Annotated in this window: 19 protein-coding genes; 5 read left to right on the top strand and 14 right to left on the bottom strand. The window is 61.1% G+C overall.

Going from position 1 to position 21,926, the window contains the following annotated elements; genetic code table 11:
* The first annotated feature begins 170 nt into the window (after positions 1–170).
* The 3 genes from RYH70_RS07970 (at position 171) to RYH70_RS07960 (ending at position 1,765) form a co-directional block, all read left to right on the top strand.
* The gene (locus RYH70_RS07970) at positions 171–1,007 is read left to right on the top strand and encodes an IclR family transcriptional regulator (protein ID WP_317010009.1); all 837 of its coding nucleotides are present in this window, start codon (positions 171–173) and stop codon (positions 1,005–1,007) included.
* Between the two features lie 96 nt (positions 1,008–1,103).
* The gene (locus RYH70_RS07965) at positions 1,104–1,346 is read left to right on the top strand and encodes a FitA-like ribbon-helix-helix domain-containing protein (RefSeq protein ID WP_022994194.1); all 243 of its coding nucleotides are present in this window, start codon (positions 1,104–1,106) and stop codon (positions 1,344–1,346) included.
* Positions 1,343–1,765: a type II toxin-antitoxin system VapC family toxin gene (locus RYH70_RS07960; RefSeq protein WP_317010008.1), complete on the top strand. Its 423-nt coding sequence runs from the start codon at positions 1,343–1,345 to the stop codon at positions 1,763–1,765. The genes RYH70_RS07965 and RYH70_RS07960 overlap by 4 nt, the downstream gene beginning before the upstream one ends.
* A gap of 231 nt (positions 1,766–1,996) precedes the next feature.
* On the opposite strand, the gene RYH70_RS07955 is transcribed toward RYH70_RS07960, so the two are convergent.
* Positions 1,997–3,019 (bottom strand): MBL fold metallo-hydrolase, encoded by a 1,023-nt coding sequence (locus tag RYH70_RS07955; RefSeq protein WP_026948917.1) that lies wholly within the window; start codon positions 3,017–3,019, stop codon positions 1,997–1,999.
* Positions 3,020–3,182: 163 nt separating this feature from the next.
* On the opposite strand from RYH70_RS07955, the gene RYH70_RS07950 reads away from it, so the two are divergent.
* Together RYH70_RS07950 and RYH70_RS07945 are read left to right on the top strand one after the other, a co-directional pair.
* Positions 3,183–4,142 (top strand): zinc-binding dehydrogenase, encoded by a 960-nt coding sequence (locus RYH70_RS07950; RefSeq protein ID WP_063140851.1) that lies wholly within the window; start codon positions 3,183–3,185, stop codon positions 4,140–4,142.
* A 247-nt stretch (positions 4,143–4,389) separates the two neighbouring features.
* The gene (locus RYH70_RS07945) at positions 4,390–5,148 is read left to right on the top strand and encodes a class II aldolase/adducin family protein (protein WP_026948919.1); all 759 of its coding nucleotides are present in this window, start codon (positions 4,390–4,392) and stop codon (positions 5,146–5,148) included.
* Between the two features lie 89 nt (positions 5,149–5,237).
* On the opposite strand, the gene RYH70_RS07940 is transcribed toward RYH70_RS07945, so the two are convergent.
* The 13 genes from RYH70_RS07940 to RYH70_RS07880 all read right to left on the bottom strand — a co-directional run bounded on the left by RYH70_RS07940 (position 5,238) and on the right by RYH70_RS07880 (position 21,621).
* On the bottom strand, positions 5,238–7,532 hold the full coding sequence (locus RYH70_RS07940; protein ID WP_026948920.1) for an NADP-dependent malic enzyme: 2,295 nt from the start codon (positions 7,530–7,532) through the stop codon (positions 5,238–5,240).
* 162 nt (positions 7,533–7,694) lie between these two features.
* Positions 7,695–8,105, bottom strand: coding sequence for a type II toxin-antitoxin system tRNA(fMet)-specific endonuclease VapC (gene vapC, locus RYH70_RS07935; protein WP_317010007.1), 411 nt, complete (start codon positions 8,103–8,105; stop codon positions 7,695–7,697).
* A 5-nt stretch (positions 8,106–8,110) separates the two neighbouring features.
* Positions 8,111–8,344, bottom strand: a complete 234-nt coding sequence (locus RYH70_RS07930; RefSeq protein ID WP_063142050.1) for an AbrB/MazE/SpoVT family DNA-binding domain-containing protein — start codon at positions 8,342–8,344, stop codon at positions 8,111–8,113.
* Between the two features lie 72 nt (positions 8,345–8,416).
* Positions 8,417–10,030: a PepSY-associated TM helix domain-containing protein gene (locus RYH70_RS07925; RefSeq protein ID WP_284456223.1), complete on the bottom strand. Its 1,614-nt coding sequence runs from the start codon at positions 10,028–10,030 to the stop codon at positions 8,417–8,419.
* A 1-nt stretch (position 10,031) separates the two neighbouring features.
* Positions 10,032–10,337: a hypothetical protein gene (locus RYH70_RS07920; RefSeq protein ID WP_284456224.1), complete on the bottom strand. Its 306-nt coding sequence runs from the start codon at positions 10,335–10,337 to the stop codon at positions 10,032–10,034.
* Positions 10,337–10,597, bottom strand: coding sequence for a hypothetical protein (locus RYH70_RS07915; protein WP_055100577.1), 261 nt, complete (start codon positions 10,595–10,597; stop codon positions 10,337–10,339). The genes RYH70_RS07920 and RYH70_RS07915 overlap by 1 nt, the downstream gene beginning before the upstream one ends.
* A gap of 13 nt (positions 10,598–10,610) precedes the next feature.
* Positions 10,611–13,088, bottom strand: a complete 2,478-nt coding sequence (locus tag RYH70_RS07910; protein ID WP_284456225.1) for a TonB-dependent siderophore receptor — start codon at positions 13,086–13,088, stop codon at positions 10,611–10,613.
* Positions 13,089–13,234: 146 nt separating this feature from the next.
* Positions 13,235–14,155, bottom strand: coding sequence for a ketopantoate reductase family protein (locus RYH70_RS07905; RefSeq protein ID WP_022994072.1), 921 nt, complete (start codon positions 14,153–14,155; stop codon positions 13,235–13,237).
* Entirely contained in the window at positions 14,155–15,594 is a 1,440-nt protein-coding gene (locus RYH70_RS07900) for an MDR family MFS transporter (protein WP_080531860.1), read from the bottom strand. Before RYH70_RS07900 ends, RYH70_RS07905 begins: the two co-directional genes overlap by 1 nt.
* Before the next feature lie 337 nt (positions 15,595–15,931).
* On the bottom strand, positions 15,932–16,960 hold the full coding sequence (locus RYH70_RS07895) for an NADP-dependent oxidoreductase (protein WP_022994070.1): 1,029 nt from the start codon (positions 16,958–16,960) through the stop codon (positions 15,932–15,934).
* 151 nt (positions 16,961–17,111) lie between these two features.
* A complete protein-coding gene (locus RYH70_RS07890; RefSeq protein WP_022994069.1) occupies positions 17,112–18,251 on the bottom strand; it encodes an acyl-CoA dehydrogenase family protein in 1,140 nt (379 codons plus the stop codon).
* A gap of 10 nt (positions 18,252–18,261) precedes the next feature.
* On the bottom strand, positions 18,262–19,458 hold the full coding sequence (locus RYH70_RS07885; RefSeq protein ID WP_022994068.1) for an acyl-CoA dehydrogenase family protein: 1,197 nt from the start codon (positions 19,456–19,458) through the stop codon (positions 18,262–18,264).
* A gap of 78 nt (positions 19,459–19,536) precedes the next feature.
* Positions 19,537–21,621 (bottom strand): 3-hydroxyacyl-CoA dehydrogenase NAD-binding domain-containing protein, encoded by a 2,085-nt coding sequence (locus tag RYH70_RS07880; RefSeq protein WP_317010006.1) that lies wholly within the window; start codon positions 21,619–21,621, stop codon positions 19,537–19,539.
* Positions 21,622–21,926: the final 305 nt, after the last annotated feature.

Raw genomic sequence — 21,926 nt, 5'->3', positions numbered from 1 at the left:
ACGACGTGACCGGGACGGGCCACCGGGGGCATGCTCATCACTGTGCTCTCCCACTTTGTTGTTCTGTGCCGTGGTTTCGAGAATGGCGCCGGGTCGTTGCCCGGGCCGGAATTGCGGTTTATGGTAGATTCACCATTCTGAATGTCAATCCTTATTGTGAATACAAATCCATGACATCCCCAAAAGACGAACGCTCCGATACCAGCAACCGGAACGGCGGCAGCCGAAATGGCAGCACCAAGGACGTGGGCGCCGTGGTGAACGCGATCCAGCTTTTGCGCCACCTCGCCCACCAGCAGGCCCCGGAGGGCGTGGCCGCCATCGCCCGCGCCACCGGCGTCAGCCCCAGCAGCGCCTTCAACATTCTGCGCACCCTCAACAACGAGGGCTTCGTGCGCTTCGACGAAAGCAGCAAGACCTACCAGTTGGGCATTGGTCTGTCCGAACTGACGGTCAATCTGATCGGTCAGAGCTATGCCGATCTGATTCAGCCGGAACTGGAACGGCTGGCCCTGAATCTGGATATCCTGATCGTGTTGTGGCGCATCACCCACGACAACCATGTCAGCGTCATCGCCCGCGGCATCCCCAATGTGGCCCATGTGGATGTGCGGCTGGACAGCCGCCTGCCGGAGCTGATCGGCGCCTGCGGCCGCGCCATCGCCGGGGTACGCGACCTGCCCGACGCGGAACTCCGACGCCGCTTCGCACGGCTGCGCTGGGAGAATCCGCCCAGCTTCGAGGAATACCAAAAGGGCGTTAAGGAAGCACGGGAACAGGGCTGGGCCCTGGACGACAACTGCCTGTATCGCGGCATCAGCATGGTGGCCAGCGTTCTCACCGATCACCACAACCAGCCGCGCTTCGCCATCTCCGGTATCGGCATCACCGCTCAGCACAATGCCCGGGGCCTGGCCCGGGCCGGCGAGGCCATCCGCGACACCGCGCACTTCCTGGAACGCTCACTGTTTCCCCGCAACCTTAGGAAAAACACTATCGATGAATAGCATTCAGGATATGGAATAAAAATACCGAACACCTGGCGTCCAGCGTCTGGCGTGCTATGCTTTCATTGATATCAATGAAAGCATCCGGAGAACCCCATGGCCTCCATTACCATCCGCAACCTCGACGATGAATTGAAAGCCCGGCTGCGCTTGAGCGCCGCTGAACACGGCCATTCCATGGAGGAAGAGGTAAGGCAGATCCTGCATCGCGCGCTGGAACCGGGTTCGGATACCGGTCTTGGCACCCGCATCCGCGAGCGCTTTGCCGCTTACGACGCCGAACCGCCGGAGTTCGAACGGCGCCAGGACGCGCCCCGTGATCCAGGTCTGGATCAATGATTGTCCTGGACACCAATGTGCTGTCGGAATTGATGCGGCCGGCCCCCGAACCTCGGGTCATCGCATGGCTGGACCGCCAGAGCGGCCGGGATGTGGCGGTTACCAGTATCACCGTGGCGGAAATACTGCATGGCATCCGCCGCTTGCCCGCCGGGCGACGCAAGCGCCGTCTCACGGACCTGTCCATAGGCTTGTTCAACGAGGAGTTCGCCGGCCGCGTGCTGCCTTTCGACGCCCCGGCCGCCGCTTACTACGCGGAAAAACTGGCGGCCTGCGAAAAACGCGGACGGCCCGTGCACATGGCCGACGCTCAGGTCGCCGCCATCTGCGAGCGGCACGGCGCTGTACTGGCCACTCGCAATATCAAGGATTTCGAACCCTTGGGGGTGTCTTTACTGAATCCGTGGATGGCCGATTAGGTCACTGCCCCGCCAGCTTCCCACAAAAGGCCAGGGAGCCCCTGCAGGAGCCAGCCCTGCTGGCGAATGGGACTCTCCGGGAAGAAATTCGCTTGCGGGCAAGCTCCCACAGCCGCTCTGTAGAAAAGCTGTGGGAGACCAGCTTGCTGGCGAATTCCGGCCTCCGGCGTTGGCACATTCGCTTGCAAGCAAGCTTCCCACAGCGGCTTCGTGGCACCCACAAGGGACCCATCAGGCAGCGTAGTAGCGCCGGCCCTGGCGATCGGCACGGGTGGCGCGGCCGTGGGCGTGCAGGCAATTGAGGTGCGCGATGCTCTCCCCCATGGCGAACATCATCTGATTGTTGTCGAGCTTGCGGTTGAACAGCAGTGGCAACAGATCGTAGGCGGTCAGCGGCGCTTTCTCACAGGCTTCCTCGGCCACGCTCAACTGCTCGTCATGGTGCTTGACCAAAGCATCGATACGAGCGTGCAGACCATGGAAGGCCAGCCCATGGGCGGGCAATACCAGACTGTCTTCCGGCAGTGCGTTCTTAATTGCCGTCAATGAATCGACGAAAGCGCTGACCGGGTCATCATCCGGGTCGCGTGCATGCACGGTCAGGTTACTGGAGATGCGCGGCAGCACCTGATCGCCGCTGATCAGCACATGATCGTGTTCACGGAACAGGCAGGCGTGCTCCGGCGCGTGGCCCCGGCCGATGTGCACCCGCCAGGTTTGACCATTGATTTGAATGGCGTCGCCGGCAGCGATGAACTCCGGGGTCGGCGGCATGATCGGCACCACTTTTCGAAAACCGTTGCCGCGGCCACTGAGCGCATCCAGCGGCTCCCCATGCAGACCATGCAACCCCATGAAGCGGCGCACGTCCCGACGCACGGTGTCGTCCTCGGCGGAATGCAAATGATTGAGCAGCTCCCATTCCCCGCGCGTCATGCGTACCGGTGCATTGAATCGCTGCGCCAGCCAGCCGGCCTGGCCGACATGGTCCGGATGATAATGGGTGACAATGATGCGGCGGATCGGCCGGCCTTCCAGGGCGTTGTCGAACGCCTGGGCCCAGATTTTCTGGGTGTGGCGGGTGCCGAATCCGGTATCGACCAGGGTCCAGCCGTCCCCATCCTCCAGCAACCACAGATTAATGTGGTCCAGCGCCAGCGGCATGGGAAAGTACAACCAGTACACGCCCGGCGCTACTTCCAGACGCTCGCCGGGCCGCGGCGGTTGCGAAAACGGATACTGCAATTCGGACATGGGGTTCTCCCGAAGACCACTTTGTCGTTATTGTGTTGACCCAACCTCAGGGATGAAACCAGACGGAAAGGTGAACCCAGTATACCTATGGAATCCCTCATTTTCTTCCCTTCCCGGGTTCAGGGGAAGCACGGGGATTCACTCATAACGGAGAGAGCTATCCATGCAAGCGTGGCAGATCAACGACGGCACCATGGCCCTTGGCCCCTTTGATACCCCGGAACCGGCACCGGATCAGGTACGTATCCGGGTGCGGGCCGTGGGCATCAATCGCGCCGATATCCTGCAGGTCAAGGGCATGTATCCGGCGCCCCCGGGCTTCGACCAGCGGGTGCCCGGACTGGAATACGCTGGCGAGGTGGATGCGGTGGGCAGCAAGGTCACCCATCGCCAGGTAGGTGACCGGGTCATGGGGCTGATTCCCAGCGGCGCCTACGCGGAATATCTGGTGGTGCATGAAGATGAACCGCTGACACTGCCGGACAATCTGGACTTCGCCACCGGCGCCACCATTCCGGAAGCCTTCCTGACCGCCTATCGGGCGCTGTTCCTGGATGGTGGCCTGCAACCGGGGCAATGGTGTCTGATCCGCCCGGCCAGCGCCGGCGTGGGTCTCGCTGGCACCCAGTTGGCGGCGGCGCTGGGCGCCCGACCGATCGGCTCCAGCCGCAACCCGGCCAATCTGCGCACCGCCGAAGGCATGGGGCTGGTGGCCACGGTCACCGAGGACGACACCCTGGCCGAGCAGTTGAAGAGCATCACCGGCGACGGCGTGGCGGTGATCATGGATATGGTGGGCCCGGACTGGAGCCAGGTGCTCAAGGGCTTGCGCACCGAAGGCACGCTGAGTCTGGTGGGCGTGCTGGGCGGGGCCCAGACCATGATGGACCTGCGCCCGTTTCTGCAGCGGCGTCTGAAAATCACCGCCATGACCATGCGCAGCCAGACCCTGGACCGCCGCATCGCCATGGCCGGGCTGTTCAACGACCGCCTGGCACCGTTGTTCGCCGCCGAACGGCTGCGTCCGTTGCCGATGGAGACCTTTGCCTTCGCCGATGCTCTGGAGGCGCACCGCCATATGGTGGAGGACGACTTCAGCGGTAAGCGGGTGTTGGTGCTGTAGGGCTCTCGCCGGCACGTCATTCGCTTGCAAGGCAAGCTCCTACAGTGGCTTCGTAGCTCGGTCTGCAGGAGCCAGCCTTGCTGGCGAATGGGCTCCAGATCAAAAGATTCGCCTGCAGGGCAGGCTCCTACAGCGGCCTTGTAGCGACGAGTTGGGACACCCTCTCTTCCCTACTCCATGGTATGGCCGCCGCCGCCCTGCCCTGATATATTCCCGAAACGCAATTTCATAATAATGAGGTGCCGCAATGTCTCAAGCCACCGCCACCGCCCGGCCGCAAATGACCGAAGCCGAGTGGGAAGTTCGCAAGGACCTGGCCGCCGCTTATCGTTTGGTCGCGCTCTACGGCTGGGAAGATCTGGTGTTCACTCACCTGTCCGCCCGTGTACCGGGACCGGAGCATCACTTTCTGATCAATCCGTACGGTATGTTATTCGATGAGATCACCGCCTCCTCCCTGGTGAAAGTGGACCAGGACGGCGAAATCGTCGATCCCGGCGCCACCAACCGGGTCAACCCGGCCGGTTTCACCATCCACAGCGCCGTGCACATGGCCCGCGAGGAAGCCGGCGCGGTGTTGCACTTGCATGCCGCCGACGGTGTCGCCGTGAGCGCGCACAAGAACGGCCTGCTGCCGTTGAGCCAGACCGCCATGCTGTGTCTGGATCATCTGAGCTATCACGATTTTGAAGGTGTGGCTCTGAACCTGGACGAGCGCGAGCGTCTGGTGAAGGATCTCGGCGACAAGAACCTGATGCTGCTGCGCAACCACGGCACTCTGAGTGTGGGCAAGGATGTGGGTGAAGCCTTCACCTACATGTACTTCCTGATGAAGGGCTGCGAGATCCAGGTGCGCGCCATGGCTCAGGGTGAGACTTACCAGCCTTCCGCCGAAGCCATCGCCACTACCTCCGATCAGTCCAAGAGCCTGGGCATGGCCAGCAAGCTGACCTGGCCGGCCCTGCTGCGCAAGCTGGAACGCGCCGGCAGCGACTACGCGCGCTAAAAGAATTCGCCTACAAGGCAAGCTCCCACAGAGCGGCTTCGTAGTCCGCTGCTGTGGGAAGCTGCCTTACAGCGATGGTTCTGGTTGCCCTACCCCTTCCCTTCCAGATTGGCGCGCAGCACGGTGAGTGCCGCCATGTTGACGATGCGCCGTACCGTGGCGCTGGAAGTCAGAATGGTCACCGGCGCGTTGACGCCGAGCAGGAACGGTCCCACCGCCACGTTGCTGCCAGCGGCGGTTTTCAACAGGTTGTAAGCGATGTTGCCGGAATCGCCGTTGGGACAGACCAGCAGATTGGCCGATCCTTTCAGAGTGGAATCCGGCAGGATGCCCTGACGAATCGATTCCTCCAGCGCGGCGTCGCCGTGCATTTCCCCATCCACTTCCAGTTCCGGAGCCGCCTCACGGATCAGCGCCAGCGCCTGACGCATTTTCTCGCTGGCGGCGCAACGTTCGGAACCAAAATTGGAGCGCGACAACAACGCCGCCTTCGGTTCCAGATTCAGGCGCCGCATTTCCTCGGCGGCGGCCACCGTGAACTCGGCGATCTGTTCGGCGGAGGGGTCCTCGTTGACATGGGTATCCACCACCGCAACCGTGCGCTCCGGCAGTAACAGCACATTCATCGCCGCATAGGTACGGGCGTTTTCCTTACGGCCGATAACCTGATCGACAAAGCGCAGGTGCTCGGCGAACCGGCCCACGGTCCCGCAGACCATGCCATCGGCCTCACCCAGGTGCACCATCATGGCACCGATCAACGTCATGCGGCGGCGCATCTCGGTACGGGCCACTTCCTTGGTGACACCCTGGCGGCAAAGTTTTTCCCAATACTCGTTCCAGTAGCGGTGGAAACGTTCATCCTGCTCCGGATTGGTGACTTCCACATCCTCGCCGAGACGCAGGCGCAGCCCGTAGCGCTCGATGCGCATGGCCAGCACTTCCGGGCGGCCCACCAGAATCGGGAACGCCAACCCTTCATCCACCACAACTTGCACCGCGCGCAGCACCCGCTCTTCCTCGCCCTCGGTGAACACGATGCGGGCCTTGCCGCCGTCGCGCACCAGCGCCTTGGTGGCGGAGAACAAGGGCTTCATGAAGGCGCCGGAGTGGTAGACGAAGCGCTCCAGCTGTTCGGCGTAGGCGTTCAGATCGGCGATCGGCCGGGTGGCGACGCCGTCGGCCATGGCCGCTTTCGCCACCGCCGGTGCGATACGCACGATCAGGCGTGGATCGAACGGTTTCGGAATCAGGTACTCTGGCCCGAAACTGATGTCATAGGTGCCATAGGCGGCGGCCACCACCTCGTTCTGCTCTTCCTGGGCGAGACCGGCGATGGCGTATACCGCCGCTTTTTCCATTTCCCGGGTGATGGTGGTGGCACCAGCGTCCAGCGCGCCCCGGAAAATATAGGGGAAACAGAGGACGTTATTGACCTGGTTCGGGTAATCGGAACGGCCAGTGGCCATGACCAGATCATCACGCACCGCCTTGGCGTCTTCCGGCAGGATTTCCGGGCTCGGATTGGCCAGCGCCAGAATCAGCGGACGGGCCGCCATGCGCTGCACCATGTCCGGCTTCAGCACACCGCCGGCGGACAGACCGAGGAACACATCGGCACCGTCGATTACCTCGCCCAGGGTGCGTGCGTCGGTGGGTTGAGCGTAGCGGGCCTTGTCCGGATCCATCAGCACTTCGCGCCCCTGATACACCACGCCTTCGATATCGGTGACCCAGATGTTTTCCTGCGGCAGGCCCAGATCCACCATCAGATCCAGGCACGCCAGCGCCGCGGCACCGGCACCGGAAGTGACCACCTTGACCTGATCGATGGGCTTGCCCACCACCTTGAGACCGTTGATGAAGGCGGCGCTGACGGTAATGGCGGTGCCGTGCTGATCGTCATGGAATACCGGAATGCTCATGCGTTCACGCAGTTTGCGCTCAACGATAAAACACTCCGGCGCCTTGATGTCTTCCAGGTTGATGCCGCCGAAAGTCGGTTCCAGAGCGGCGATGATCTCCACCAGTTTGTCCGGGTCGCTTTCGTTGATCTCAATATCGAAGACATCGAGGCCGGCGAACTTCTTGAACAATACCGCCTTGCCTTCCATCACCGGCTTGGACGCCAGGGCACCAATGTTGCCCAGCCCCAGTACCGCGCTGCCATTACTGATCACCCCCACCAGATTGCCGCGCCCGGTGTAACGGAACACGTTGTTGGCATCGTCGACGATCTCTTCGCAAGCGGCGGCCACGCCGGGCGAGTAAGCCAGCGCCAGATCACTCTGGTTGGTCAGTGGTTTGGTGGCGACGACGGCGGTTTTGCCGGGAACGGGGAATTCGTGGTAATCGAGTGCAGCACGACGGCTGTCGGTGGCCAAGGTCAGGTCTCCTAATGGTTTTTCCTGGGAAGATTGTGCGAACCAGTGTACTGCTCCCCACCGGCATCACACTAGGGAGTAAAGCCCCTGGAACCCACCAAACTGTTACATTTCGCCAACTGTTACAATTCGGTTTGGTCAATCTATTCCGGAGTCACCGTGTCAGGAGACCACCCAATTCTCCAGGGCCAGATCCGGAACCCGCCGAAACTCACGGAGATTATTGGTCACCAGGGTCACGCCCAGAGCGAGCGCGTGAGCCGCGATGAGCGTATCCAGACTGCCTATCGGTGTGCCGCACGCCTCCAGATAAGTACGCAGGTCGCCATAGCGCTCGGACGCGGCCTCGTCGAAGGCCATCACTTCAAGCGGTGCGAGGAATTTGCCAAGTGCCTGTTGATTGCGCTTCGAACCGCTCTTAGCCACCCCGAACGCCAACTCCGCGGCAGTAATACTGGACACACCAACGTTACCCGCGTTCAGTAATTCGAAGTGACGAAAGACCTTCTCGGGCCGCCGATTGATGATGTAAATACAGATATTGGTGTCCAGCAAATAGCGCAGCCCTTCCATTGGCCTTACTCCATTGACTCTCGATCCTGTGCCGCCGGTTGCTCCCGTTCCATTTGGAAATCCGCGTCAAACTCCTCGAGAGCCTCGCGCATGATGTCCCAAGGGCGTTCCACCGGCAGCAATAACACACCATTACCAAAACGCCGGGCGATCACTTCCGTCCCTTCGAAGCGCAGGTCCTTGGGCAGCCGCACCGCCTGACTGCGGCCGGACATGAAGATTTTAGCGAACTGGGTCATGACAAACCCTCCGAAGAGCCCTGATACATACCGCCGGTATATATCACCTGGGACACGGCGTCAAGACCGTCACTATCCACTATCGCCCACCGGCGCCGCCCAGACGCTGTCCGCTGGCCCCTGCCTCACCCGCCGGGCGGTACGCTTCGCCGCCAGCATCAACAGCACCGCCGCAATCAGGGCCGTCCCTTCCACCGCCAACGTCGCCGGAGCGGTATGCAGCCAGGGCGGCAGGGAGGGCAGCGTCAGCGCCAGCAACCCGGTCAGAGGAATCGCCAGAGTGGTCAGCGCCGCCAACCACAGCAGTTCCACCACCGCGCGGGCGGCGCCGCGCCAGAACGCCCAGCCCACGCTGGCCAGGAAGACGGCATAGTAGACGCCCGGGTACCAGGCGTTGCTGTCCGCCACCAGTCCGTTCACCCATTTGCCCACCACCATGGCGGCGGAGACAGCCGCCACACAGCCCCAACAGACGCCCACGGTGGCCGCCGCCATCAGTTCGGTGGTGCGGCGCTGGGACACCGGTGCCTCATTGCGGCGTTGTTTGCGGCGGCGGGTTTCCACCCACAGTAAATTACCGCTGTAAAACAGAAAGGCCCCACCCAGCCCCATTAGCACATAAATCCAGCGCATCAGGGGGCCACCAAAATTGCCAAAGTGCAGGCCGAAAAAGGTGGTGATGATATCCACCCAGGGATCCTCATGGCCCGGCATGTAATCGGTATCGGTGATCTCGCCGGTATAGGGGTTGAGCTCGACGAAACCCCGATCCGCGCCGCGCACCATGTGCGCCGGATTTTCACCGGCGATACGCACCGAGGCCCGTGGACCAAGCACATCGGAGTACATCATTTCCCGGGGCTCGAAGTCAGGATCATAGTTCCGCACCGTAGCCAGCAGTGTTGCCGGCGCCACTAGATTGTCCACCTGCCGGGGGATACCGTCATCGGATGGCGCCGGCCTGGAAAACAGCGGCCGGTCTCCGTACGCCACCTTGCCCAGACCATCGTAAATCTGATCGTGGAAAGCAAACACAATCACTGTCAGGCCGATCACCAGATGAAACGGCAGGCTGGTGATACCCACCACGTTATGGGCATCGAGCCAGAACCGTTTGCGGTTCTTACCCGGTCGCAGGGCGAAGAAATCCTTGATCAGCGTGGGCAGCAACACGATCACGCCGGACACCAGCGCAAGCACATAGAGAACGCAGACCACTCCCATGACATAGACACCGAAGTAATGATGCCCCTGTCCGGGAACGCCGCCGGTCTGGTGCAGCAGATCGATCAGTTCGGCCATGGCCGAAGGTTGGTAGGACGCCGTCCGCAGAATGCCGTCGCCGTCCAGCGAGGCCCGTCCGGTGACACCGGGAAGGTGCCGACCGCCCTGCTGCTGCCAGGTCAGGGGCACCGGCGCGCTCTCACTTTGCCGCAGGTGCAAGGTGAAGCTCCGGGCCGCTTCCGGATGGGCCCGCAGCACCGCGCCGATCAGCTCCGGCCAGCGTTGCTCCCCGGTCCACCGCCACTCGCCCTGCTCCGCCACCGGCGGCGACGCCCAGCGATCCAGTTGCGCCTTGAACATGGTCAAGGCGCCGGCGTAAAAGCCGATGAACAGCATCATGCCGGCGATCAGTCCTGTCCAGGTGTGCAGCGTCTTGTAAGTCCGTATTACGTCGCTACGCATATCAGCCGCCTTCCATGATCACACGCACCACCGCCAAGGCGGAAAAAGCCGCCATATTGGCGGCTCCCAGCCACAACCAGGCACGCAGGCCGGTGCGAAACAGATAGACGAAAGCGAACACCGCCATCCAGATCACCGGTACCACCCACATATTGAATTGCACCTTGTTCGGGGCTTCGATGCCGCCCGGCCCGAGCCAGGCGAACAGCCCCATCAGTGCCAGGGCCAGGGTGAATCCGAGCACGCCGCCGGCCAGAGTCTTGCTCCACCAATGCGGTTGAATCGGCGATCGTTTCGGCTTGGCCATCAGGCGCGCCCCTCCTTGAGCAGTGACAGCAACGGCAAGGTGCCGAGCAACAGCATGAGCACGGTCAGAGCGGCGAAGAACCCTGCCTTGGCGTCCAGCGTCACCATCCATGCCGGCCAGGACAGCAACAACAGCGCCCACGACAGAACCCGCCAGCCGATACCAGCCAGCGGCCGCGCCAGCCACCGCTGATTGGGTGAGCGCAGGTACACCAACACGCTCCCGGCGACACTCAACAACAGGCAAATCGAAACCGTCATTTCATCACCCCGGTCACCAACGGTATTTGACGCTGGCGGTGATGTTGCGGGCGGAGCCGTAGGAGCAACCGTACTGGGTACAGTAGGTCAGGTAGCGCTCATCCTTGAGGTTCCGCCCCGTCAACGCGACGCTCACACCGGGCAACCCGAGATAGCTCATGTCATAGCGCAGAGACGCGTCGTACAACACATAGCTGTCCACCCGATAATTGTTTTCCGCGTCGCCATAAAGGTCGCTGATATAGCGGGCACCGACACCGAGCCCAAAGCCAGCCAGCGCCCCTTCACGCCACTTATAGTCCAGCCAGAGATTCGCCATATTGCGCGGCGCCAACGGCTTCTCGTTGCCCTCCTCCCCCTCTTCACCGTCAGTGACTTCGGTATCCAGATATGTGTAGCTGGCGGTCACGCTTAGCCCGCTTTCGTTCCACATTTTTGCTTCCAGCTCGGCACCACGTGTGCGGGTTTCACCGGTCTGGCGCTGGCAACTGTTGACCGCCTCGCACGGCGCGCCGGCCGGCGGACTGATATCGGTAACCACCAGGTTGGTCTGGCGCAAATCAAAAGCGGAAATCGTGATCATGCTGTTGCTGCGCGGAGGCTGGTATTTCAAGCCCGCTTCATACTGTTCACCTTCGGAAGGTTCAAAAGCGCTTTGCGAGGAGTCCTGCCCGCTAACCGGTTCGAATGAGGTGGCGTAACTCAGATAGGGGGCCAGACCGTTCTCTAACAAGTAGGTGGCGCCGGTTTGCCAGGTAAAGGCGTCGTCATCACTGGAATCCTCGTCTTCCAATGCATCCACCTTGAACTGATCATGGCGTACACCGAACATGAAACGCCAGTTATCCAGGGCAATCATATCCTGAATATACAAGCCGGTTTGGCGCTCCACGTTTTCTTCGTCGATCTGCACCATCAGGCTGTCTTCAAAACCCGCCGCACCTGAATACACCGGATCAAACACGTCGATGTCATCAATGGTGGCGGTCACACTGTAGCGGGTATGGTCCCAGTGGGTGCGCAGGTAATCCAGACCGAACACCAGGTCGTGGCGCAGACGCCCGGTGGAGAAAGCCGCTTTGAACTGATTGTCCACCGCCACTTCCCGCAGCTCACCCGCGCCTTTCACACCTCGACGTGGAAAAGTCCGGTTGTTGCTGTTCAAACCACCGTTGCCCACGGTGGTGCGAGGATTGGAAACCACAGTGCGGAACAATGTGTCCACGTAGCTGTACTTGGCGTTCTGGCGGAACGACCAGACATCATTGAATGTATGGTTCAGATCATAGCCAATGGCCCACTGCTCGCGATCATAGGTGTTCCAATCCGGCTCACCAAGAAAGGTATCACGGTCAATGTAGCCGTAAGGTGTCGGGTAAAGCAGGCCCTGAACGGGCAAGAACTGAAACGTGGAGCCACCCTCGTCCTTCTGATAGTAGCTAAGGAAAGTAATATCGGTGCTGTCGTTTACAAACCAGGTGGCGCTGGGGGCAATGTAGATGCGGCTCAACTCAGTCTCGTCCACCTGGGCGTCACCGTCGTTATAGCTGCCTACCAATCGCCCCAGCCAGTTGCCGCTCTCATCCAGCGATCCGCCGAGATCAAAAGCCCCTTCGTATTGATTAAAGCTGCCGCCACTGAGTATCACCTCATTCCGATGATCAAAGGAGGGCCGCTTCGCAACCATATTCACCAACCCGCCAGGCGTGACCTGCCCATATAGCACGGCGGCAGGTCCCTTCAGCACTTCTACTCTTTCCAAACCATAGGCGTCTACCTGCGCTGTGGTCCATTGTCCGCCCCTCGGTAACCGCAGCCCGTCGAGATACATATTGTTGCTCCAACTGCTGGCATCGAAACCACGGATCCTGATGTCATCCACCCGGCTGTCTATCCCCTGAAGCTCGGTACTTACCCCCGCGGAGTACGTCATTGCATCCATGACGCTGTTTGCTCCCCGGTCCTCCATCTCTTGTCGGGTCACCACCGAGATCGAGCGTGGTATTTCCACGATCGCGGCATCCGTTTTAGAAGCGGTTCCGGTATGCGTGGCCAGATAACCCATGCTCGCCGCGCCCCAGGCGTATTCCTCCATCGGCGTGTCCGCGGTGACCTCAACCGCCTCGATCCGGTGAGGCTCGCCCCGCCGCCCTACTTCCACGCCATTTTCCGTGAAGGTGTAGGTAAGCCCGGAGCCCGCCAACAGCGTGCGCAGAACCTGATCAAACGACATGGTGCCGTTGACGGCATTGCCGACTTCATCCTCGGCACCGGCGGGATAGTGAATCTCAACGCCGGTCTGGCGGGACAACGCGGCCAGGGAGGGGCCGAGTTTTTGCGCCGGCAGCGCGATCCGCACGCGTTGGTGCTGATGATTGTGGGAGGGTTCGGTGGATTGCGCCGATACGGCGCCGGCAGCCAGGCTGAGACAACAGGCAAAAGACAATAAAACGGCGCCACCAGTGGCCGCCGGAAAACGCCATATACGCATTGATGTGTCCTGAGATCAATCCGGAAGAATCATTAACGGTTGATAATAATTCTCGATTGTATAGATGGTATTGATTCTCATCAACAACAAAGCGATACGGGAGACATGCGGCATCGCGGCTCATGAGCCGCGATGCGCGCTTTCGATCAGCCCTGACGCATGCGCAGAGTCACCAGGACGGTTTCCAGACGCGGCACCGGAACGTTCAGGCGATGGGCAATGGCCACCACATTACCAAGGATGGCGTCCAGCTCGATGGGACGGTCGTTGAGGTAATCCAGCGCCATACTGTTTTTATAGGCCGGCATTTTTCGGGTGCCGGCGATATTGCTGTCAGGCAGGTGCGATGGCAGCGGGTGGCCGTCGGCTTCGGCCACCGCCATGACCTCCGCCATCAGGTCCCGGATCAGCTGTTCGCCGCCCGGAGTGTCCAGGATGGTGTAGGTGTCGGCGCCGTTGGCCAGCACCGATAGCGGATTGAAGGGGGTGTTCCAGACGCACTTGAGCCAGCGTTCGCCCACCACCTGTTCGGTGAGCTTGATGTCGATGCCGCCTTCCACGAACAGATCCCGCAACCGCGAACAATGTTCGTCGATACCTTCCGGGAAACGCCCCATGACCAGACGGCCGTAGGCATTGTGTTTGATCTGGCCCGGCGCCACCCGGCTGACCGCGATAAACGCCAGACAGCTGATGATCGGGTTATTGGGGAATGCCTCGGCCAGTTCCCGCTCGATATCCAGGCCGTTCTGAATCAACACGATACCGGTATCCTCCCCCAGCCACGGGCGGATCAGCGCGGCGCGGTCCGAGTTCGGCAGTACCTTGGTGGCGAGAATGACATAGTCCGGCTGGCTGTCGGCCTGATCGCCGTCCCGATACAGATGATCCGGTCGCCAGGAAATATCCCCCAGCGGGCTCTCGAACTGAAAACCACCGTCGCGGATAGCCTCGTACTCGGAACGCACCACGGCGCTTACGGTACAGCCAGCGCGCTTGAGAATGGCACCGTAGAAGCTGCCAATGGCGCCGGCACCGATGATCAGAACATGGGGTTGTTGACTCATTATGAGGTCTCCGTGCGTTTAAGGCGCTGTCCGCGCGACATTCGCGCGAGCGGCCACAGCGCCAGAATGAACAGCGACGCCGTAATCAAAAAGGCGTCGTCAAAACCGACTTCGAAAGCGTGAGGGTGGCCCGCTTCCGGGTGAGCATGCCAGTGACGGTCACTGAAAAATTGTACGCAAATAGCACTCAGGTTCACGCCCAGAGCGCCTCCGATCTGGCGGGCGAAATTCACCACTCCGGATCCCTGCGGAATCATTTCCGCCGGCAGCAGTGCCAGCGATCCGGTATTCACCGGCGGCATCATCAATCCCAGCGCCACCCGCCCCAGAGCGACCCAGAACATCAACCAGACCATGCTGGTGCCGATATCCGCCGCCCGCAGAAACAGCAAACTCGCCGGCATCAACAACAGCCCGGTGGTGATCATCACCGCGCCCGGCAGGCGGTCGGAAAGATGGCCAGACAAAGGAAAAATGATCGCCATGGCGATGCCGGCGGGGATCAATATAAAGCCCGCGTCCGTGGCCGTCATGCCCTGTACCTGCTGGAAGTACAGCGGCATCAGGTAAGTGGTGCCGAACACCCCGGCCCCCATCACCATGGCGACAAAAAAACCGCCGGCGAAACCGGGATAACGAAACACCCGCGGATCAAACAACGGATAAGGATGGCGGAACTGCCAAGCGGCGAATACGCCCATGATCAGCGGTCCGCCGACCAGGGCGGTGAGCAACACCGGATCCTGCAGGCCGCGCCGGGCCAGTCCCGCCAACGCCCATAACAATGCGGTCAGTCCGACACCGAGCAGAATAATGCCCAACCAGTCCAGGCGGTGATTGCGGGCGTGAGCGGTGCCGGGTAAGAAACGTGATGCCATGAATAGCGCCAGCAAACAACTGGGCAACACGGCGAAGAACACCGCCCGCCAGGACAGCGTGTCCACCAGGATACCGCCAAGCGCCGGCGCCACCGCCGGCCCCAGCACCACGCCCATGCCGTAGATGCCCATGGCCTGCCCGCGCTTGTTCCAGGGGAACACCTGGAAGATGGTGACCAGGGCATGGGGTTGAATCAGGCCGGCCATGACGCCCTGCACCGCCCGAACCGCCACCAGGACCTCGAAGTTCTGACTGAACCCGCCCATCACCGACGCCACGATAAAGATCGTCATGGCACACAGGAAGGTACGGCGGGAACCGAAACGCGCCAGGCACCAGGCGTTCACCAACATACCGACGGTCATGGCGGCCAGAAACGCGGTGGACAACCAGTGCACCTGATCCTGGCCAAGATGAAATTCGCCCATGATCGCCGGCACCGCCACGTTGATGATGGTGGAGGTCAACACCATGGACAAGGTGCCCAGCATCACGGTAGCGGTGGCCAGCCAGCGATAGCGGGGACCATGACGTTCGAAGAGTTGTTCTATGGTGGGCATGAAAACATCATCATCGCGGTCCGTGGGCGATTGGTGTCCCACAATGTCAGCAGAGTCTGACGCTCTGGCTTCTGAATTCCTGCAATGCCGCTGGGAACACGAACTCAGAGAGGGCTACAAGGCCGCTGTGGGAGCTTGCCTGCAAGCGAATCCAGAGGCCCGGAAGCCCATTCGCTCGCAGGCAAGCTCCCACAGCCGGGCAACTCGGCAATGGACGATCCGGGCTTCAGAAGCCATGCACCAGTACCGTCAAAATTCGTGGGACACCAGTGGTCCGTGGACCGCTCCCCTACAGGACCTCGTGATGCCAATTGCAGGAGCGGCTCACGGGCCGCGATCAGCGGGTCGGGTCTTCCCCCACCTGAATCAACAGCTTGCCACGGTTCTTGCCCTGCAGCAGACCCTGGAACGCGGATACCGTGTTTTCCAGGCCTTCGACCACATCTTCCTGATACTTCACCTTGCCTTCGCGAATCCAGGCGCTCATGTCGCGCTGGAAGTCGGCGGCACGGTGGATGTAATCGAACTGGATGAAGCCCTTGAGCAGCAGCCGTTTGACCAGAATCTTGCCCATGAACGCGGGCAGACGATCCGGTCCCGGCGGCAGGCCGGTGTCATTGTAGTGGGCGATACGGCCGCAAACCGGGATCCGGGCAAAATCATTGACCAGCCCCATCACCGCGTCGAACACCTTGCCGCCGACGTTTTCGAAGTAAACGTCAATGCCGTTGGGACACGCTTCGGCCAATTGCTTCTCGAAGTCATCATCCTTGTAGTTGACGCAGGCATCGAAGCCGTAAGCCTCCACTACCTGGCGGCACTTGTCCTCGGCACCGGCCACGCCGACCACCCGGCACCCTTTCATCTTGGCGATCTGGCCCACCACCTGGCCCACTGCTCCGGCGGCGGCGGACACCACCACGGTTTCGCCTTTCTGCGGCTTGCCAATCTCTTCCAAACCCGCGTAGGCGGTGAAACCGGGCATGCCCAGCACGCCCACGGCGGTGCTGATCGGCGCTTGCGCCGGATCCAGCTTGCGCAGTGCCTTGCCCTGTTCCACGGAGTACTCCTGCCAGCCGCCGCGGCCGAGCACGTAGTCACCCTGATTGAAATCCGGATGGCGGGATTCCACCACCTGCCCCACGGTGCCCCCTTCCATTACCGCGCCTTCCTCGACGCTGGCGGCGTAGGATTTGGCCGCGCTCATGCGGCCACGCATGTACGGGTCCAGGGACAGATAAATGGTGCGCACCAGTACCTGGCCGTCGCCACACTCCGGCACGGCGCCTTCCTGCAGCACCAGGTTGGATTCGTCCGGCATGCCTTCCGGACGCTTGGCGAGAATGATCTGGCGATTCACGGTCATACAAACTCTCCCGAATTTTATTATTTAATCAATTGATAGTTGATAGGTAACGTTGAGGCCTTCGCTTGCAGGCAAGCTCCCACAGGGGGCTTAACTGTTCACTATTAACTATTAACTGAAAAAAAGGCGGCCTCTCGGCCGCCCCTTCTTTTTACTCCACGTCCAGCAGGCTTTCCAGCCGGCCGAAGTGGTATTCGCTGTCGCCCAGGTGATGATCGATCATCACGATGCGCTTGGCGTAGTGGGAGATGGGGGTTTCTTCCATCATGCCCATGCCGCCGAACAGCTGGATCGCTTCCTCCGCCACGCGACGGCCGGATTTGCCGACCTGCGCCTTGGCCGCGGCCAGACGCTTGTCACGCAGTTCACGTGACTCGTTCAGGCTGCAAGCGGCGAGCATGGTGATGGAGCGCACTTTTTCCAGTTCCATGCGCATTTCCACCATGCGGTGTTGCAGCGCCTGGAATTTACCGATCGGCACGCCGAACTGCTGGCGTTCCTTGATGTATTCCAGGGTCTGATCACAAGCCACTTCCATGGCGCCGGACGCTTCCGCGCACAGAGCCACCAGACCCAGTGCCAGGGAATCCTCCAGGGCGTCAATGGCCTGGCCTTCCGCGCCCAGCAGCGCGTCGGCGCCGACCTTCACGTCCTTGAGGACGACTTCGGCGGCACGCAGACCATCGATGGTCGGGTAACCGCGGCGGCTGACGCCGGCGGCGTTGCCGTCCACCAGGAAGGCGCTGAGACCGTCACGATCGTCCTCGGCACCGGAGGTGCGGGCGATGACCACCAGCTGGTCGGCGCTGTCACCGTTGATGACCACGGCCTTCTCGCCGTTCAGGACATAACCTTCGCCGTCTTTCTTGGCGCTGGTGGTGACACGGTTGTGCTCGTAGCGGCTATTCGGCTCATACAACGCCAGGGACAGGCGGGTTTCACCGCCGATGATCGCCGGTATCAGGGCTTCTTTCTGCTGGTCGCTGCCGAGCTTGTCCACCAGAGTGCCGCACAGCACCACGGTGGCCAGGTACGGTTCCACCACCAGACCACGGCCGAAGCCTTCCGCCACCACCATCAATTCCGCGCCACCGCCGTTGAAGCCACCGGCTTCCTCGGAGAACGGTACGCCCAGCAGGCCCAGCTCGGCGAACTGCTGCCAGACGTCGGCGCTGAAACCCTGCTCGGATTCCAGGATTTTGTTGCGGGTCTCGAAGGTATAGGTATCACGTACCAGGCGACCGACGGTCTCTTCGAGCATGCGCTGCTCGTCGCTAAGTTTGAAATCCATGATCGCCTCCTTACAGACCGAGAATCATCTTGGAGATGATGTTCTTCTGAATTTCGTTGGAGCCCCCGAAAATGGAGAGCTTACGGAAGTTGAAGTAGCGGGCGGATACCGAAGCGGCAAACTCCGGGCCGACATAGTTGCCGTCGAAATCATCGTGCAGCGCTTCGTTGAGGAACGGCAGCGCGTAAGGACCGGCGGCGGTGCGGAACAGGTGGGTGATTTCCTGACGCAGCTCGGTGCCCATGATTTTCAGGAAGGAACTTTCCGCCCCCGGTACGCCACCGGCCTCGGCGGCGGCAACGGTACGCAGGTTGGTCATTTCCAGGGACATCAACTCCATTTCCACATCGGCCAGGCGGCGGCGGAAATGCGGGTCCTCGATCAGCGGGCGGCCGTTGCTGATCTGCTGCGCGGCCACTTGCTTGAGGTGCGCCAGGGCAGCCTTGGACTGGCCGACGCCGGCGATGCCGGTACGTTCGAAGGTCAGCAGGTACTTGGCGCAGGTCCAGCCCTTGTTCTCTTCGCCGACCAGGTTTTCCACCGGCACTTTCACGTCGTCGAAGAACACTTCGTTCACTTCGTGCTCGCCGTCCAGGGTGATCAGCGGGCGCACGGTGATACCGGGGGTGTTCATGTCGATCAGCAGGAAGGAGATACCCTCCTGTTTCTTCGCCTCCGGGTCGGTGCGCACCAGACAGAAGATCATGTCGGCGTGCTGCCCCAGGGTGGTCCAGGTTTTCTGGCCATTGACCACGTAGTGATCACCCTCGCGCACGGCGCGGGTTTTCAGGCTGGCCAGATCGGAACCGGCGCCCGGCTCGGAGTAACCCTGACACCACCAGTCCTCGCTCTTGAGAATACGCGGCAGGTAGTAGTCCTTCTGCTCCTGGGTACCGAATTTGATGATTACCGGAGCGACCATGTTGACGCCGAACGGAAGCACGGTGGGGGCACCGGCCTCGGCACATTCTTCCTCGAAGATGTGCTTCTGGATCGGGCTCCAGCCGGTACCGCCATACTCTTTCGGCCAGTGCAGAGCCAGCCAGCCCTGCTCGTTGAGAATCTTCTGCCAGCGGACCGTGTCTTCCTTGCCAAGGCGTTTGTGTTCCTTGACCTTGCGGGAAATATCCGCGGGCAGCTTGTCTTTCAGGAAGGCGCGGACCTCATCGCGGAAAGCGGCTTCCTCAGCGGTAAAGTTAATATCCATAACGTCCTCTCGTTGTTCTCGCAACGACACTGACATCGCGGCCCCGCGTTCCAGGGGCCGCGATTTTCATTGTCTGCTTCAGCTGTAGAAGCCCTTGCCTTCTTTGGCCAGTTTCTCCAGCAGCGGCGCGGGTTTCCAAACGTCATCGCCGGTTTCCTGGTGGAACTGGCTGACTTTGTCGTAGATCGTCTTCAGGCCCACCTGATCCGCCCAGAACAGTACGCCGCCACGGTAAACCGGGAAGCCGTAGCCGTAGATCCAGATCACATCCACGTCCAGCGGACGGGCGGCGATGCCTTCTTCCAGGATTTTGGCGCCTTCGTTCACCATCACGTACATGCAGCGCTCGAGGATTTCCTGATCCGTCACCTCACGGGTGGCGATGCCATTTTCCTCACGGAATTTGGCGATGATCTTGTCCACCTCGGCGGACGGCACGGGGGTACGGTCGCCTTCTTTATAATCAAACACGCCGGCCTGGGTTTTCTGGCCCATACGGCCGTTTTCCACCAGCTCGTCGGTCCAGTTACGCGCCGGCGCGTTTTCCGGGTTTTCCTTACGCAGCTCTTCACGGATACGGTAACCCACATCCATGCCGGCCAGATCGGACATGGCGAACGGCCCCATGGGGAAGCCCAGATCGAACAGCACCTTGTCCACTTGCGCCGGGTTGGCGCCTTCATTGACCAGTTGCACCGCTTCCGCCTGACGCTTGTGCAGCATGCGGTTGCCGACGAAGCCGTGGCAGACACCGACCAGGACGCCAACCTTGCCAATGCGGCGGCTCAGGTCCATCACGGTGGCGATGACGTCGTCCGCGGTTTTCTCGCCACGCACGTTTTCCAGCAGCTTCATCACGTTAGCCGGGCTGAAGAAGTGCATGCCGATCACGTCCTGCGGACGTTTGGTGAAGCTGGCGATGCGGTTGACGTCCAGCGTGGAGGTGTTGGTGGCGAGGATGGCGCCGGGTTTGCAAACCCGATCCAGCTCCTTGAACACCGCTTCCTTCACGTCCATGTTCTCGAACACCGCCTCGATCACCACGTCCACATCACCGAGGTCGTCGTAGCTCAGGGTCGGCTGGATCAGCGCCATGCGCTGCTCCACCTGTTCCTGGGTCAGACGGCCTTTCTTGGCGGTGTTTTCGTAGTTCTTGCGGATGATGGCGATGCCCTTTTCCAGGGCCTCTTCCTTCACTTCCAGAATCTTCACCGGAATGCCGGCGTTGGCGAAGTTCATGGCGATGCCGCCGCCCATGGTGCCGGCACCGATCACGGCGGCGCTGTTGACTTCACGCTTGGGAGTGTCCTTGGGCAGGCCCGGCACCTTGGCCACTTCGCGCTCGGCGAAGAAGACATGGCGCTGCGCCGCGGACTCGGAGCTGACCAGCAGCTCACCGAACAACTCGCGCTCACGCTTCATGCCCTCTTCGAACGGCAGTTCCACCGCCGCCTGTACCGCCTTGATGCAGTGGAACGGGGCTTTGAAGCCACGTTGTTTGCGGGCGATGGATTTCTCGTAGCTGGCGAACAGATCGGCTTCCTCGGTCTGTACGTCCAGATCGCGAATGCGACGCAGCGGCGCTTTGTCGGCAACCAGTTTGCGGGCATAGGCCAGAGCGCCTTCCAGCAGGTCACCGCTGACCACGTCATCAACAATACCCATTTGCAGGGCGTTTTTGGCTTTGACCGGGTTGCCGCCGACGATCATGTCGAGGGCAGCCTTGGCGCCCACCAGGCGCGGCAGACGCTGGGTGCCACCGGCGCCGGGCAGCAGGCCCAGCTTCACTTCCGGCAGACCCACCTTGGCGGAATCCAGAGCGACACGATAGTCACAGCCCAGAGCCACTTCCAGACCGCCACCCAGAGCGGTGCCGTGGATGGCCGCGATCACCAGCTTCTCGCTGCTTTCGTATTCGTTGATCACATCGGGCAGCGCCGGGCCGGCCGGCGGCTTGCCGAATTCACGGATGTCGGCGCCGGCGGGGAAGGTACGGCCTTCACCAATCACCACCAGGGCTTTGGCCTGATCATCCGCCAGCCCTTCCCGCAGACAGCTCTGCAGGCCCTCGCGCACCCCTTGTCCCAGGGCGTTCACCGGGGGGTAATTAACACTGATAACGCCGATTTCGCCTTCACGGCGGTAGCTGACAACCTCGCTCATGGTTCCTCCTTACCTAAAGGTTGGCCTCCGTGTTTAACGACGAGCATCACGGAAACCATGGGAATACGGGCGCGGGATAGATCCCGGGGGGGTCCCAGTATAAGAAAACCCGGCCCATTATCAATTATTTCGGAATATCATTTCATTTATCGGACCAAGGCTTGGAAGCGGATGATTCCGAGTCACCGGTCCCAGTCGATACCATTCGGTTTGAATACCATACCCCCAACCCATGCCATGGCACAGAGCCAACCACGCCATGGGTATAGGCCGGAAACGACAAGGGCACCCGTCGGGTGCCCTTG

The sequence above is a fragment of the Alloalcanivorax xenomutans genome, assembly GCF_032810065.1.
In the GTDB taxonomy this organism is placed as follows: Bacteria; Pseudomonadota; Gammaproteobacteria; order Pseudomonadales; family Alcanivoracaceae; genus Alloalcanivorax; species Alloalcanivorax xenomutans.
The sequence above is the reverse complement of the archived record's forward strand: the minus strand, read 5'-3'. Positions and strand labels throughout refer to the sequence as shown.